This is a genomic window from Kitasatospora sp. NPDC051853, assembly GCF_044452665.1.
Lineage (GTDB): Bacteria > Actinomycetota > Actinomycetes > Streptomycetales > Streptomycetaceae > Kitasatospora.
In genome coordinates this window covers 145402-159705 of record NZ_JBITBY010000016.1, presented here as the reverse complement: position 1 = coordinate 159705, position 14304 = coordinate 145402, and the positions used below count along the sequence as shown (strand labels likewise).

16 protein-coding genes are annotated in these 14304 nt (G+C 76.2%); 3 read left to right on the top strand and 13 right to left on the bottom strand.

The annotated features are described in order from the left end of the window. Positions 1 to 19: 19 nt before the first annotated feature. Positions 20 to 550: a gluconokinase gene (locus ACIA8O_RS35940; RefSeq protein WP_396298245.1), complete on the bottom strand. Its 531-nt coding sequence runs from the start codon at positions 548 to 550 to the stop codon at positions 20 to 22. Between the two features lie 113 nt (positions 551 to 663). Here ACIA8O_RS35940 and ACIA8O_RS35935 point away from each other — a divergent pair, with 113 nt between their 5' ends. Then, positions 664 to 1356, top strand: coding sequence for a FadR/GntR family transcriptional regulator (locus ACIA8O_RS35935; RefSeq protein WP_396298244.1), 693 nt, complete (start codon positions 664 to 666; stop codon positions 1354 to 1356). On the opposite strand, the gene ACIA8O_RS35930 is transcribed toward ACIA8O_RS35935, so the two are convergent. The 9 genes from ACIA8O_RS35930 to ACIA8O_RS35890 form a co-directional block, all read right to left on the bottom strand. After that, complete coding sequence (locus ACIA8O_RS35930) at positions 1353 to 2246, bottom strand: GNAT family N-acetyltransferase (RefSeq protein WP_396298243.1); 894 nt, start codon at positions 2244 to 2246, stop codon at positions 1353 to 1355. The genes ACIA8O_RS35935 and ACIA8O_RS35930 overlap by 4 nt on opposite strands. Continuing rightward, entirely contained in the window at positions 2243 to 3436 is a 1194-nt protein-coding gene (locus ACIA8O_RS35925) for an arginase family protein (protein ID WP_396298242.1), read from the bottom strand. Before ACIA8O_RS35925 ends, ACIA8O_RS35930 begins: the two co-directional genes overlap by 4 nt. Beyond that, positions 3433 to 5292 (bottom strand): ABC transporter ATP-binding protein, encoded by a 1860-nt coding sequence (locus tag ACIA8O_RS35920; RefSeq protein ID WP_396298241.1) that lies wholly within the window; start codon positions 5290 to 5292, stop codon positions 3433 to 3435. The genes ACIA8O_RS35925 and ACIA8O_RS35920 overlap by 4 nt, the downstream gene beginning before the upstream one ends. Continuing rightward, the gene (locus tag ACIA8O_RS35915) at positions 5285 to 6883 is read right to left on the bottom strand and encodes an ABC transporter transmembrane domain-containing protein (RefSeq protein ID WP_396298240.1); all 1599 of its coding nucleotides are present in this window, start codon (positions 6881 to 6883) and stop codon (positions 5285 to 5287) included. The genes ACIA8O_RS35920 and ACIA8O_RS35915 overlap by 8 nt, the downstream gene beginning before the upstream one ends. Next, positions 6880 to 8322, bottom strand: coding sequence for a hypothetical protein (locus tag ACIA8O_RS35910; protein ID WP_396298239.1), 1443 nt, complete (start codon positions 8320 to 8322; stop codon positions 6880 to 6882). The genes ACIA8O_RS35915 and ACIA8O_RS35910 overlap by 4 nt, the downstream gene beginning before the upstream one ends. After that, on the bottom strand, positions 8319 to 9509 hold the full coding sequence (locus ACIA8O_RS35905; protein WP_396298238.1) for a diaminopimelate decarboxylase family protein: 1191 nt from the start codon (positions 9507 to 9509) through the stop codon (positions 8319 to 8321). Before ACIA8O_RS35905 ends, ACIA8O_RS35910 begins: the two co-directional genes overlap by 4 nt. Before the next feature lie 93 nt (positions 9510 to 9602). After that, a complete protein-coding gene (locus tag ACIA8O_RS35900) occupies positions 9603 to 9767 on the bottom strand; it encodes a hypothetical protein (protein ID WP_345284082.1) in 165 nt (54 codons plus the stop codon). Between the two features lie 85 nt (positions 9768 to 9852). Next, positions 9853 to 10998 (bottom strand): hypothetical protein, encoded by a 1146-nt coding sequence (locus tag ACIA8O_RS35895; RefSeq protein ID WP_396298237.1) that lies wholly within the window; start codon positions 10996 to 10998, stop codon positions 9853 to 9855. Next, the gene (locus ACIA8O_RS35890; protein ID WP_396298236.1) at positions 10995 to 11264 is read right to left on the bottom strand and encodes a hypothetical protein; all 270 of its coding nucleotides are present in this window, start codon (positions 11262 to 11264) and stop codon (positions 10995 to 10997) included. The genes ACIA8O_RS35895 and ACIA8O_RS35890 overlap by 4 nt, the downstream gene beginning before the upstream one ends. Positions 11265 to 11505: 241 nt before the next feature. Between ACIA8O_RS35890 and ACIA8O_RS35885 the strand changes: the two genes are divergently transcribed. Further along, entirely contained in the window at positions 11506 to 11796 is a 291-nt protein-coding gene (locus ACIA8O_RS35885; protein ID WP_396298235.1) for a hypothetical protein, read from the top strand. A gap of 32 nt (positions 11797 to 11828) precedes the next feature. On the opposite strand, the gene ACIA8O_RS35880 is transcribed toward ACIA8O_RS35885, so the two are convergent. Then, positions 11829 to 12923, bottom strand: coding sequence for an NADH:flavin oxidoreductase/NADH oxidase (locus ACIA8O_RS35880; protein ID WP_396298234.1), 1095 nt, complete (start codon positions 12921 to 12923; stop codon positions 11829 to 11831). A gap of 92 nt (positions 12924 to 13015) precedes the next feature. Here ACIA8O_RS35880 and ACIA8O_RS35875 point away from each other — a divergent pair, with 92 nt between their 5' ends. Further along, complete coding sequence (locus tag ACIA8O_RS35875) at positions 13016 to 13345, top strand: ArsR/SmtB family transcription factor (protein WP_396298233.1); 330 nt, start codon at positions 13016 to 13018, stop codon at positions 13343 to 13345. Between the two features lie 7 nt (positions 13346 to 13352). On the opposite strand, the gene ACIA8O_RS35870 is transcribed toward ACIA8O_RS35875, so the two are convergent. Together ACIA8O_RS35870 and ACIA8O_RS35865 are read right to left on the bottom strand one after the other, a co-directional pair. Next, on the bottom strand, positions 13353 to 14021 hold the full coding sequence (locus ACIA8O_RS35870) for a DUF6215 domain-containing protein (protein ID WP_396298232.1): 669 nt from the start codon (positions 14019 to 14021) through the stop codon (positions 13353 to 13355). Positions 14022 to 14082: 61 nt separating this feature from the next. Next, positions 14083 to 14262 (bottom strand): hypothetical protein, encoded by a 180-nt coding sequence (locus ACIA8O_RS35865; RefSeq protein ID WP_396298231.1) that lies wholly within the window; start codon positions 14260 to 14262, stop codon positions 14083 to 14085. Between the last annotated feature and the right edge of the window lie 42 nt (positions 14263 to 14304).

The window sequence follows — 14304 nt, the reverse complement described above, 5'->3', positions numbered from 1 at the left end:
GGGGTGTGGGGGGTGGGGGTCAGGCGGGCTGAGCCGTGATCAGGGCGGCCGCCTGGCGGGCCAGTTCGGCCGGGGTGCGGTCGACGTCCAGGGCGAAGCCGGGCTCGTCCGGCCGGAGCGGTTCGAGGGCGGCGTACTGGGAGTCGAGCAGCGCGGGCGGCATGAAGTGGCCGGTGCGGGCGGCGAGCCGGGAGCGGACCAGGGCCCGGTCGCCGGTCAGGTGGACGAAGCGGGTGGCCGGGGCCTCGGTGCGCAGGGTGTCCCGGTAGCCGCGTTTGAGGGCGGAGCAGGCCACCACTCCCCCGGTGCCCGCGGCCACCCGGCCGCCGAGCCAGTCGGCCAGGGCGAGCAGCCAGGGCTGCCGGTCGGCGTCGTCGAGCGGGACGCCGGCGGCCATCTTGGCGATGTTCGCGGGCGGGTGGAAGTCGTCGGCCTCCGCGTACGGGAGGCCGAGCCGCTCGGCCAGCAGGCGGGCGACGGTGGTCTTGCCGACACCCGACACGCCCATCACCACGAGGGTGGGCGGCTGGTTCTCGACGCTGAGACCCATGGCTGGTGCTCCTTGCTCTGACTGGTCAGGACCGACACTGCCGCAAAGGTATGACTTATTCAAGGGGCGGCAACCCAATCGTCATACATATGTGGCGAAGATATCCTGACCCGATGGAGATCCAGGGCCTGCCCGGCCGACTGCTCGCCGACCTCGGTCCGGCCATCGCCTCCGGCGAGATCCCCGAGGGCGCGGTGCTGCGCAGCGAGGAGCTGGAGGCGAAGTACGGGGTGTCCCGGACGGTGGTCCGGGAGGCGGTGCGCGTCCTGGAGTCGATGCGGATGGTGGCGCCCCGGCGCCGGGTCGGCATCACCGTGCAGCCCAAGGCCGGCTGGGACGTCTTCGACCCGCTGGTGATCCGCTGGCGCCTGGCCGGGGCGGACCGCTCCGCGCAGCTGCGCTCGCTGGGCTCGCTGCGGGTCGCGGTGGAGCCGGCCGCCGCCGCGCTGGCCGCCGTCCACGCCACCGACGACCACCGGCGCGAACTCGGCGTCCTGGCGGTCGAACTGACGGTCAGTGCGCGCTCCGACCTCTCGGTCTTCCTGCAGCACGACATCGCCTTCCACGCGACGGTGCTGCGCGCCTCCGGGAACGAGATGTTCGCTCACCTCGGCGACACCGTCGGCGCGGTGCTGACCGGGCGCACCGAGCACCAGCTGATGCCGCACCGGCCCGAGCCGTACGCGGTCGCGCTGCACCGCGAGGTCGCCGACGCGATCTGCGAGGGCCGCTCCGGCGACGCCGAGACGGCCATGCGCACCATCGTCCAGGGCGCACTCGACGAGCTGAACGAGGTGCTCGGTTAGAACCCGGCGGTGAGCAGCAGGGAGTGGCGGCTCCAGTGGCGGGTGGGCTCGAAGGCGAGCCCGCCGAGGGTGCCCAGGAGGGCTTCGGTGCCGCCGAGGCTGACGGTGCGGTAGGGGGCCGGGGCGCGCCGGATGAGTTCGGCGGCGAGGTCGCGGGCGACGGCGGGGCGGGGGGCGTCCGGATCGGCGCAGAGGGTGTCGATCCAGAGGTCGTGCGGGGCGTCGGGCCATTCGAGGGTGAGGGCGAAGCCGACCGGCGGGCCGTCGTCCGGGAGGGTGGCGATCAGGCAGGAGTCACGGCGCAGGCAGGGGTGGCGGAGGGTGGAGACCAGGGCCTCGTCGCCGCCGCGGGTGCGGACCGCTCCGGCGGTGGCGCGGCGGTAGAGCTCGCCCATCCGGGCGGCGTCGCCGGGGCGGAGCGGGCGGAAGGCCAGGCCGGGGGCGGCCGCCGGGAGCGGGCGGACGGGGGCGCTGGCCTCCAGGTAGGGGGTGGCGCTGAAGCCGCGGTCCGTCAGCAGGGTGCGCAGGCCGGTGTCGTCGCCGAGGCAGTCGACCACCAGCTCGACCAGCGGGGAGGAGGCCGTGGCGGCGGCCCGCCGCACCGCCCAGTCGAGCAGGGCGCCGCCCACGCCGCGCCGCCGCCAGGGGCCGAGCACCTCCCCCGCGCACTCGACCAGGGCGAAACCGCCGCCCCAGTCCTGCCGGTTGGCGGCGTAGCCGGCGATCCGGCCGTCCACCCGGGCCACCACGACGTCGCCGCTCATCAGGCAGTTCGCCAGCACGGCCGCCCGCTGGCCGTCCACGCCGGCGGCGCCGCCCCGGCCGTGGGCCTCCAGCGCCTCGTCCAGTTCGGGGAGCTGATCCGCCGTCAGCTGCCGCAGCTCGGTCATGACGCGCTCCCCCGGTGCAGGGCGGTGTGGTGCAGGGCGTGCAGCAGCAGGGCGGCGGCGGTGACGCCGGGGGCCTCCTCGGGGCCGGGCAGGTACTCCACCAGGTCGAGGCCGGCCACCGGGAGGCGCTCGCACAGGGCGGTGAGCAGGCCGAGCGCCTCCCGGTAGGACCAGCCGCCGGGCAGCACGGTGCCGGTGCTGGGCATCACGGCCGGGTCGAGCACGTCCAGGTCGAAGCTCAGGTGCCAGTCCAGGCCGGCCGGCAGGCGGCGGACGATCTCGTCCGGGTCGGCCTCCAACGCGGTGCGGCCGGGCCAGCGGTGGAGCTTCTCGGAGGTTTCGGGGCGGCTGCGGGTGAGCTGGCGGACGCCGAACTGGGCGACGCAGGCGACCGCCTCGCTGCCGACCACCCAGTCCAGGAAGTTCCCGTGGTGGACGCCGGTGCGCGGGCCGGTGCGCGCCCGGCCGTAGTCGTGGTGGGCGTCGAAGTGCAGGACCCCCAGCGGGCGGTGACGGCTGGTCAGGCCGTCCACCACCCGCAGGGTGAGCGAGTGGTCGCCGCCGAGCACCACCGGGACCTTGCCGGCCCCGGCGGTGAGCGCGACCAGTTGCTCCAGGTCGTCCAGCACGTCCGCCCCGCCGGCCCCGGGCTCGGCGGTCAGGTCGCCGACGTCGGCCAGGCCGACCCCGGCGAGCAGCCAGCGGTCGTGCTCGGCGTCGTACATGCCGCGCAGGGCGGGGTCGGCCCGGAAGACGGTGGTGCTGACCCGGCGCAGCGCCTCGGGGCCGAAGCGGGCGCCGGGGCGGTAGGAGACGCCCTGGTCGTACGGGGCGCCGACGACCACGAAGGCGGCCGGGCCGTTGAGCGCCTCGGCGACGGTGGAGAGCGGGGTGCCGTAGAGGCCGGGGCGGCGCTCGGGGCCGGAGGTGCCCGCCTGGGCCTGGAGCGCGCCCGCCTCGACCAGCACGGCCACCGTGCGGCGGACGGCCTCGGCGCTGCCGGGGGCGGTGCGCTCCAGGCGGGCGGCGACCGCCTCCGCGGTGGCGGGGACGGCGAACTGGGAGAGCACGTGCAGGGCCCGGCGGCCGAGTCTGACGCTGCGTCCGGTCTCCGGCCAGACCAGCTCGCTCTCCTCCCCTCCGCCGTCCAGCCGGGCCGCGCCGGGGGTGACCATCAGCGTCTCGCTCATCCGCGCCGCCCCTGGCGGGCGGGCTCGACGGTGGTCAGCCAGGCGGCGTGCAGCCGCGCGTACGGGCCGCCGGCCCCGCGCAGCTCCTCGGGGGCGCCGGCCTCGACGATCCGGCCGTGCTCCAGGACCACCACCCGGTCGCTGCGCTCGGCCGTCCAGAGGTCGTGGGCGACCTGGATCACGGTGGTCCCGGCGAGGGAGCGGGAGAGCTCGGCGGTGAAGTGCTCGGCGGCCCGTTCGGAGAGCCCGGCGGTGGCCTCGTCCAGCAGGAGGACCCGGGGGCGGCGCAGGAAGAGCCGGGCGAGGGCGAGTTGGCGGGCCTGGGCCGGGGTCGGCGGGTGGCCGTCCTCGCCGAGCGCGGTGTCGAGGCCGTCCGGGAGCCCGCCGACCCAGCCGTCGGCGTCGGCGGCGGCCAGGGCGGCGAGCAGCTCCCCGTCCTCGGCCCCGGTCCGGGCCAGGGTGAGGTTGTCCCGGACGGTGCCGTGGAAGACGTGGTCCTCCTGGGCGACCAGCACCACCTCCTCGCGGCCGCCGGCCGCCGCCTCCTGACGGCCGATCAGCACCCGCCCGGAGCCGGGCCGCAGACCGCCGGCCAGCAGGGTGGCGAGGGTGGTCTTGCCCGCCCCGGAGGCGCCGACCAGGCAGACCCGCTCACCGGCCGCCACCTCCAGGTCGACGGCGTGCAGCACGGGGGCGCCCTCGGTGTAGCCGAAGGTCAGGGCCTCGCAGCGGACCGGGAGCCCGGCCGGGCCCGGCCCGGTGCGGGCGGCGGGGAGCTCCGCCGGGCCGGTGCCGACACCGGTGCCGGTGCCGACGCCGAGGATGCGGCCGAGCGCGGCCCCGGCGGCCTGGGCCTCGCCGAACCAGTAGATGAGGTCGTCCAGCGGGGTCAGCACCGCGCGCAGGTAGAGCGCGATCACCGCCACGTCGCCGACCCGGGCGTGGCCGCCGTGCACCAGCCAGGCGCCCCAGCCGACCACCACCACCAGCGGCAGGTGGTAGCCCGCCTGCACGGCGGGGAACCAGGCGCGCTCCAGCCGGACCGGCTCCCCGGCCGCCCCCAGCCAGGAGCCGACGCTCCGTCGGGCCGCGTCCCGGCGGACCCGCCCCAGGCGCAGCGTGGTGACGGCCTCGTGGCCGCGGACGGTCTCGGTGAGCACGCCGGTGGCGGCGGCCCGGGCGGCCAGCTCGTCCCCGTACGCCTTCGGGGCGCGCCGCACGTACCGGCGGGTGGAGAGCAGGATCGGCGGGACGCCGACCAGGCAGCCGAGCGCGACCAGCGGGTCGACCAGGAAGGCGGCGCCGAGGGTCATCGCCACCGTGACGGTGCCGACCACCGTCTCGGGCAGGCCGGTGCGGGTGATGTCCTGGACGGCGTCCATGTCGGAAGTCGAGCGGGAGAGCACCTCGCCCTGGTCGACCCGCTCCAGTTCGCGGACGGGCATGGCGAGCAGACCGTCCAGGAAGTCGTTGCGCAGGATCGCGAAGATCCGCTCGCCGAGGGCGAAGGACCAGGCGGCGGCGGTGAAGGCCAGGCCCGCGTGCACGGCGAGGGCGGCCAGGATCAGCAGCACCGGGCCGAGCAGGCCGACCTCGCGGCCGGCCGCGATCCGGTCCACCAGGGAGCCGAGCACCAGCGGCGGCACCAGCCCGCCGGCCACGGCGGCCGCGTGCACCAGGACGACCGCGGCCAGCCGGCCGCGGAAGCGGGCGGCGAGCTCGCGGACCCGGCGCCGGACGGCGGCCCGGTCGGCGACCGGCAGCACCGACGGGGCGCCGGGCGCGGGGGCGGTGCCGGGACCGGACGGGGCGTCAACCGTCGGCGGGGCCTCGGGAACGGACGGGGCGTCAGACATCGGAGCCCTCCTCGACGGCCAGGACGTGGTCGGCCACCGCGCGGAACGCCCCGGCGGAGCCCAGCACCAGGGTGGTGCGGCCTCGCCGGTGCTCGGCCACCCGGCGGGCGATCTCGATCTCGGTGACCGCGTCCAGCGCGGTGGTCGGTTCGACCAGCACCAGCACGGGCGGGTCGCCGACCAGCGACCGGGCCAGCGCCAGGCGCTGGCGCTGGCCGCCGGAGAGGTTGCGGCCCTCGGCGTCGATCCGGGCGTCCAGGCCGCCGGGCAGCCGCTCCACCACGTCGTCCGCGGCGGCGGCCCGCAGGGCGGCGGTCAGCTCGCGTTCGCCGTACCGGGCGTCCGGGTCCAGCACCTCGCGCACCCGGCCGGAGAACAGCACCGGGCGGGCCCCCTGGATCCGGACGGCCGCGCCCAGCGCGTCGGGGTGGTACTCGCGCACCGGGCGGCCGGCCAGGGTGGCGCCCTGTTCGACCGTCAGGCCGACCAGGCGGCGGGCCAGCCGGTCCGGGTCGTAGCCGCCGGGGGCGGCCAGCACGCTGAGGCCGCCGAGCGGGATCCGAAGGCCCGTCAGGCCGTCGGCGGGCTCGGCCCGTCCGGGCACCTCGGCGGTGCCGGTCCAGGGGCGCTCGGGTGCGGCCAGCAGGCCGGTGACGTTCCGGGCGGCCACCCGGGCGCCGGCCCGGGCCGCGCCGTACCCGGCGGCGGTGGTGACGGGGGCGACCAGGTAGGCGGAGGCGGTGTAGAAGGTGACCAGGTCGGTGGCCGGCACCGAGCCGGCCGCGGCCAGGGTGCCGCCGAGCCAGACCAGCCCGGCCAGGAAGAGGCCGGGCAGCAGGGTGCCGGAGACCAGCAGCAGGGCCTCCGTCCGGGCCACCGCCACGCCGGCCCGCTCGGTGGCCGCCGAGGCGGCGCGGTAGCGCTCCCGCACCACCCGCTCGGCGCCCAGGCCGCGCAGCACCCGCAGCCCGAGGCCGATGTCGGAGCTGAGCGCGGCCACCGTGCCGAGCGCCTCGCGCTGGTGCTCGCGGCGCTCCTCCAGCGGCTCGGCCACCTTGCCGGTGAGCCACATCAGGCCGGGCACCCCGGCCAGCACCAGCAGGGTGACCAGCGGGGAGATCAGCAGCAGGTAGCCGGCCACCACCAGCAGGCCGAGCACCGAGGCGGCCAGCCGGATCCGCACCACCGGGAAGCCGGCCACCCGACCGACGTCGTACGCGGCCACGGTGGCCACCTCGGCGGGCGGGGTGTGGGCGGCCACGTCCTGCGGGGCACGGGCGGTCTTCTCGCCGATCTCCTCCAGCAGCGCGGCGGTGGCCCGCAGCTTCAGCCGGGCGGCGACGACGTGCCGGGTGACGTTGGTGGCGATGCCGGTGGCGACGGCGGCGCCGAGCGCGGCCACGTACCAGGCCAGGCCGGTCCGCTCGCCGACCGCGGCGCCGAGGGCGGCCCCGACCAGCCAGGGCAGCGCCGCCTCGGCCGCCGCCCCGGCCAGGGCCAGCAGGGCGAAGGCGGTCAGCGGGCGCCGCTCGTCCCGGGTGGTCCGGGCGGTCAGCTCCCGCAGGGCGGCGGAGGTGTCGGGGTCACTCATCCGAGCCCCACCGGTGCCAGGTCGTAGGTCGCGCGCAGGTCCTTCATGGACTGGTGGTCTCCGATGTCGAGCAGCAGGTCGCAGAACAGGTCGAGCGAGGGGCCGCCCCGGGAGCCGGCCGCGAGCTTGAACAGCCCCTGGCCGGTGGCCGTGCGGGGCACGACCGTCTCGAAGCGGGTGGTGCGGAAGCCGAAGCTGTTGCCGTAGACGGCGGCCAGGCCGCGCCGGGCCACCTCGTGCCGGATCGCCGCCAGCAGCAGGCCGTGGTCGGCGAGCGCGTCCTCGCGCAGCTCGACCACCACGAAGGGGCTCTGGCCGCGCCAGGCGGCGGAGCCCAGCGCGGGGTGGGCGACGGTGCGGAACAGCGGGCGGGGCGAGGAGGCCAGCCGCTCGGCCAGGCGGGCGTTGTTCCGGTACACCTGCCCGGCGTGGCGTCTGGTCCAGGTCTCGTCCAGCAGGAAGGGCGCGTCCAGGGCGGCCACCGCCGGGGCGGCCAGGCCCTGGCCGGCGGTGGCCCGGGCCAGCCGCAGGGTCTCGGCCAGCCGACGGGCCGTCAGCCCGCCGGTGTGCGAGCGGTGCTGGTGGATCTCCAGCACGCCGAGGTTGGCCACCTCCAGGCCCTGCTGGTCGAGCTTGAGGCCGGAACGCACCTCGACCACCAGCGGGGCCCCGGCGGGCGAGGCCAGCGCCTTCAGCACGGCGGCCCGGGGCCAGGCCGGGGAGACCAGGGTGGTGTCCAGCACCACCACGGGCGGGCGGTGCGGGCCGCGCCGCCAGCCGTTCACCAGGGCGTTGACGTCCAGCACGTCCAACGCCCAGTTGTAGCGGACCGGTTCGAGCAGCAGCACCTCCGGCGCCCCGGGCCCGGCCCAGGCCTCGGCCAGGCGGCCGGGGGCCAGCCTGCGCGGGAGCAGGGTGGCGCCGGAGAGGTACTCCAGCAGCAGGTCGGTCTCGAAGTAGTCGCCCCAGAAGTCCACCCGCAGCGGGCGGCGCTCGGTGGGCGCCAGCAGGTAGGCCAGTGCCTGGACCAGCTGGGAGAGGGCGGCCATCCCGCTGCCGAAGGCCAGCACGGTGCGCTCCCAGCCCTCGGGCGGGGCGCTCGACCGGGCGGCCAGCGCGCGCTCGACCGCCTCGGCGGGCAGGCTGCGCTCGTAGCCGTGCCGCAGCGGGGCGCCGCCGGGCAGGGTGCGCTCCTGGGCGAGGTCGGGCGAGCGCTGGAAGCGTTCGTCCAGCCGGTGGCCCCGGCGCAGCAGCAGGGTGCGGACCTGACGGGACGCCAGCTCCAACCGCCACTCGGCCTCCGGGCCCGCGCCGCCGTCCGGGCGCCGCACCTCGCGCTCCAGCGCGGCCCAGGCGGCGGCGTCCTCGGCGCCCTGCCCGGCGGCGAGGGCGGCCATCCCGGCGAGCAGCTCCCGCTCCAGCTCCAGCGCACCGCTCACCCGAGCTCCTCGACCTTCCCGTCGGCGAGCGCGTACTCGGCGGGCAGCGGCAGCAGGTTGAACCGCCGGGAGTTGGTCCGGGTGTACGCGCCGGAGGCGGTCAGCACCACCCGGTCCCCCGCCCGCAGGGCGGGGAGCGGGGCCGCGGTGCGGCGGCCGAGCACGTCGGTGCCGAAGAAGTCGTTCTCGTAGAGGGTGTCCCCGGCCAGCAGGGTGGGGCGCAGCCGTTCGTCCTGGCGCGGGCCGGTCAGCGGGACCAGCTGGGGCTTGTGCCAGGGCGCGAAGTTCCAGGCGGAGCAGTCCACGGTGAGCACGTCGGCGCGGAAGTGCGGGTGGTCGCGCTCCACCGAGCGGACGGTGGTGACCAGGTAGCCGTGCGGGGCGAGCACGGCGCCGCCGGGCTCGAACTGCAGACGCACGGTGCGGCCGGTGCGCCGGGTGAAGTCGGCCAGGTCCTCGGCCACCTGCTGCCAGGTGCGCAGGGTGCGCAGGCGGTCGGTGTAGAGGCTGAAGAAGCCGCCGCCGAGGTCGATCTCCTCGACGTCGGGGTAGGAGGCGGCCACCGCGAGCAGGTAGCGGAGCTTGTAGCGCAGGTGACGGGGCGTCATCTGGCCGGTGTGGGTGTGCAGCCGGGTGAGCCGGCAGCCGGTGCGCTCCAGCACCGCGCCGATCCTCGGGTCGGTGGCGTACACGCCGAAGCGGCTGCCGGCGCCGAAGGTGGTGGAGCCGTCCTCGATCGCCTCCGGCAGCGGGACCCGCAGCCGCAGGCCGACCGGGCGGCCGGGGCGGGCGGTGCAGAACTCGTCGAGCTGCTCGGCCGAGCTCGCGTCCGGCACCACGCCGTGCTCCTCCAGCAGCGGCAGGTCGCCGGCCCGGAAGGAGGGGCCGGTGGCGGTGATCCGGCGGAAGCCGGCCAGCACGGCCAGGGTGAGCTCGCCGACCGAGGCGACGTCGGCGCCGAGGCCGAGGGAGGCCAGGAAGGAGAGCACGCGCGGGGTGTGACAGGCCTTCAGCGCCAGGTTGAGCTCGGCGGGGCCGACGGCCTCGACGTCCGCGCGGAGCAGCTCGACCGAGCGGCGCAGGTTGTCCAGGTCGTACAGCAGCGCGGGCGAGGGCAGCCCGGCCAGCCGGGCCAGCAGGCCCTCGCTGGGGGCACCGATCAGCGGCTCGGCGTTGGTGGCGGGCATCGTCGGCTCTCCTGGGGGTCGAGCGGGTGCGGTCGAGCGGGTGCGGTCCGGTCGGGGACCCGGCTGCGGCGCCACGGCCGGGCCCCCGGGTCGTCAGTTGCCGGACGGGCGGGAGCCCGCCAGGACCGACAGGTCCGTGCGGATCACACGGATGTCCGTCTGCATCACGTCGGCACCGGTGGTGCCTTCCTCGACCTCGACGTCGAACTCGGCGAAGACCTCCGACAGGGCCGACTCGAGCGCAGCGATGTCGCTCATGCCACTACCTCCTCTCCAAGGACGTACTGCTCCCCCGCGGCTCGGGGAGACGGGATGGGCGCCGCGGTCCGTGGGACGCCGCGGCTCAGGCGGCGTGGGGGGTGACGGCCCCGGAGTGGGCCGCGAGCGCGGAGCCGTCGGGGAGGCGGAGCTCCCCGAGGGCGTCCACGGCGGTGGTCAGCCAGCGCGTCAGGCGGTGGCCGTCCGGGCCGAGTTCGGCCGTCACCGGGCCACCGTCCAGCGCCCGGGCGAAGTGTGCGGCGCGGGCCCAGGCGAGCACCGTCTCGGCCAGCGCGCCCCCGGCCCGTTCCTCGTCCGGCTCGGTGACGGCCAGGCCGAGGTACAGCAGGGCCTGGTGGGTGTAGACGTGGAAGGCGGCGAAGGTCCGGTCGGCGCTGAAGTGCCGGGTGCGGCCGGAGCCGAAGGACCAGGGCACGGAGACCGTGGCGGACCGCTCGTCGTGGTAGTCGGGGCGGAACAGCGAGCGGGCCAGGCTGATGTCGTTGAGCTTCTGGTGCAGGCTCTCGTGCACCAGGAGCTCGGCGGCGAGCCGGTCCTGACGGAAGGTCTGCTCGGCGACGAAGACCAGCAGCGGCGCGGCGTTGGTGTACCCGCTGTACGGCTGCTCGCCCCGGTAGGGCACCACCCGGCGGGCGGCGGCCAGCACGTCCCCGGCCAGCCGGGGCAGGCCGCGGCGGGCCAGCGCCACGGCCCGGGCCCGGGCGGCCTCGGCCTGCGGGGTGACGGCGGCGGGCAGCGCCTCGACCGGGGCTCCGCCGACGGTGGTGGTGGAGCCGAAAAGCCCGAGGAAATGCCGGGAGACCCAGTGGTCGGGGCCGATCCTGGGGAATTCCGGGGCGTTTTCCTCCCCCATTTCCAAATCGGCTTCCAGCTCCGCATCGGACGACATCCGGGCATTCAGCGCGATGTACCGCGCGAGCGCCTCGCCGCCGTTCTCCGGCCGCCCCGCACTGCATTCCCGCAGGGCCTCGTCGACGGCCGCCCGGCGCAGGCTCTCGGCGTACGGACGGCCCGTCGGGGCGACCGCCGCCGGGTCGGTGCCGGTGGCCCCGGCGCAGACCCGGGCGGCTCCCCGGTAGTAGGCGGCGGCGGTGCCGGCGATGGCCGCGCCGTCACCGAAGACCCCGGTGGAGAGGTGCTCCTCCACCGCGGCGTGCAGCTTCCGCGCCTCGCCCCGGAAGGCCGGGGGCCTTGCGGCGTCGGGGCTCATGCCAGCAGCCCGCTCGCCCGCAGGGTGCCCAGCCGCTCGGCGACCACCCGCCCGGCCCGCTCGGGGCCGCCGGGCAGGCCGAGGGCCCGCACCCGCTCGGTGATCCCGGCGACCGGGCGACCGTCGCAGAGCTCCAGGACGTACCAGCTCAGGCGGTCGAGCACCGCCACCCGGACCGGGGACTCGAAGAACACGAAGGCCGCCGACAGATCGGCGAACGGTTCCAGAATCCATCCGGACGTCCGGGACGTGACCTCTGATTCCATGGTGGTTCCCCCGTTTTACTGGAATCACTCCGGCCTTTCGGAGTGCCCCGAAGCTACTGCGCTCGCCAGGACCACGTCAACGGTCGTGCGGGCCCTTTCCCCCACACCGGGGAAACAGGCATATGCCGGTCGCGAAGCGGAATGCGGGCACGACCGGACGGAACCGGTGGAATGGCACCGGCCCGGCTGGGCAGGCTGTGGGAGCGGACGGGGGTCCGCTGAGCTCTCGGAGGTACCCGGAATGCCAGCTGCACGTCGTCGCCGTCTGCCGGACGAGGTGCGGGCCGCCGCCGTGCGGGCGTGGATGTCCTTCTCGTTCACCCTGGTCGGCCTGATCGTCGCCACCCTCGCCTCGTACGCCCGCACCTGGCTGCTGACGCCCGCCCTGGTGGCCATGGCCGTCGGGGTGTTCGGCACCGCGTGGAGCCTGCTGGAGATCGTGATCTCCCGTCAGATCGCCGCCCAGCGGATGCGCGGCCCGCACGCCAACTCGCCGATGGCGGGCAGCAAGCAGCGGCGGCGCCCGGTCTGAGGACCGGGCGCCGCCTGCTGTTCGAGGCGTCGTCAGCGCCTGCGCATGGTGTACGCGTGCTGCACCGGGTAGCGGGTCTCGGCGCCCAGTTCGCGGGCGGCGCGCTGCGGCCAGTACGGGTCGGCGAGCAGGGCGCGGCCGAGCAGGACCACGTCGGCCGCCCCCTCGGTGAGGATCCGCTCGGCCTGGGCGGGCTCGGTGATCAGGCCGACCGCGCCGGTGGGCAGGCCGGTGCCGTTGCGGATCTCGGTGGCGAAGGGGACCTGGAAGCCGGGGGCGGCGGGGATGCGGGCGTCGGCCACGTTGCCGCCGGTGGAGACGTCGATCAGGTCGACGCCGCGGGCCTGGAGCTCCTTGGCCAGGCGGACGGTCTCCTCGGAGGTCCAGCCGGGGACCTCCGGCTCCAGCCAGTCGGTGGCGGAGACCCGGAACAGCACCGGGAGCTCGGCGGGCCAGACCGCGCGGACCGCGTCGGTGACCTCCAGGGCCAGCCGGGCGCGGCCGGCGAAGTCGCCGCCGTAGCCGTCGGTGCGGTGGTTGGAGTGCGGGGAGAGGAAGGAGTGGATCAGGTAGCCGTGGGCGCCGTGCACCTCCACGGTCTTGAACCCGGCGGCCAGGGCGCGGCGCGCGGAGGCGGCGAAGGCCTCCACCACCTCCCGGATCTCCTCCACCGTCAGCTCGTGCGGCTGCACGTGCTCGTCCGAGAAGCCCACCGCCGAGGGGCCGACCGGCCGGCCGCCGACGGAGCCCGCGGGCAGCGGCTTGCCGCCCAGCCACGGCCGGTCCGTGCCGGCCTTGCGCCCGGCGTGGGCCAGCTGGACGGCGGGGACGGCGCCGAGCGAGGTGATCAGCGCGGCCACCCGGGCGGCCTGCTCCTGCTGCCGGTCGGTCCACAGCCCGAGGTCCCAGGGCGAGATCCGGCCCTCGGGGCGAACGGCGGTGGCCTCGGTGATCACCAGACCGGCGCCGCCGGCCGCGCGGGCGGCGTAGTGGGCCAGGTGGAAGTCGGTGGCGGCGCCGACCTCGGGGCCGTCCGGGGCGGCCGAGTACATGCACATCGCGGCCATCCAGACCCGGTTGGGGATGGTCAGCTCACGCAGGACGAGGGGCTCGAACAGGGCGCTCACGGTGGCTCCTTCGACGGGATGGTGCTCGCTATTACGGTATCCCTCGTACTACGGCAGCTGTCAAACTACGACAGTTCTCGTACTATGAACGCGTGACCGAGACCCGACTCCCCGAACCCACCCTGGCGGAGATCAAGCTCGCCGCCGTCCTGCACGCCCTCGCCGACCCCGTCCGCCTGCGGATCGCGGTCGAACTCGCGGACGGCTCCCACGAGATGGCCTGCCAGGCCTTCGCCCTGCCGGTGACCAAGTCCACCAGCACCCACCACTTCAAGGTGCTCCGCGAGGCGGGCGTGATCCGCCAGCACCGCCGCGGCACCTCGCGGATGAGCTGTCTGCGCACCGAGGACCTGGAGGAGCTCTTCCCCGGCCTGCTGCCCAGCATCCTGGCCGCTCACCGCACCGAGCGGGCGGCGCCCTGACGCGGCCTCAGGCCCCGCCCGGCTGGGCGGTGGAGGGCACCCAGCCCGGCAGCGAGGGCAGCACCTCGGTGGCGATCCGCCGGACCGCGCCCTCGTCCACCGGCTTCGCGTCGTCGCGCCAGACCGTCAGCCGGTAGCTGCCGCCGCTCCGGAGCGGGCTCTTGGCCACCGCGAGGTGCTGGGCGACACCGCCCGGGGCGGCCTTCCCTCCGCCGCCGATCAGGTCGATGCTGATGCCCACGGTGCGCGAGGTGAAGGAGACCGCGCGGTGGCCGAGCAGGGTGCCCTCGGTCACCGAGGAGCCGAGGAACCCCGAGGTCTCGCGGTCGTCGGTCAGCCGGACCCGGTACTCCCCCACCCTGACCTCGGCCGAGGTGTTCTCGACCGTGACGCCGTCCACCTTCCCGGCGCCGGTCTCCACCACGGAGACCCGCTCGCCCGGGGCGCCCAGCAGCGCGGGCAGGCCCGGCCGGTTGAGCGCCGCGCAGAGCGCGGGGACCTCCGGGCCGTCGTGGGCCTTCGCACCGGGGCAGACCGACGGGTCGGCCCCGGGCTGCTCCTGACCCCGCATCAGCCAGACCCCGAGCAGCAGCGGCACCACCAGCAGCACCGCCGCCACGACCTGGCCGACCACACTCCTGGTGCCCTTCGCGGGCACCCCCGTACCGTCCGTCATCCGTCGCCCCCCGACGATCGCGCTTGCGAGTCGGGTGATCGTAACGCAGCGGGCGAACCCGTCAGTAGGTCTCTTCCTCCGGCTCGTGCGGGAGGTCGACGCCGTGGTGGGCGGCGATCCGGAGCAGGCCCCGGATGCGGCCGCGGTAGGCGTCCACGCCGTCGTCGTCGCCCGCCTCGCGGGCCCGGGCCAGGGCGAGACGGGCCAGGGTCAGCTGCTCACGCAGTTCGTCCTCGAACACGCCACCAGCATGACACCACCCGGCCCGGGCGGAGGTGTCCGC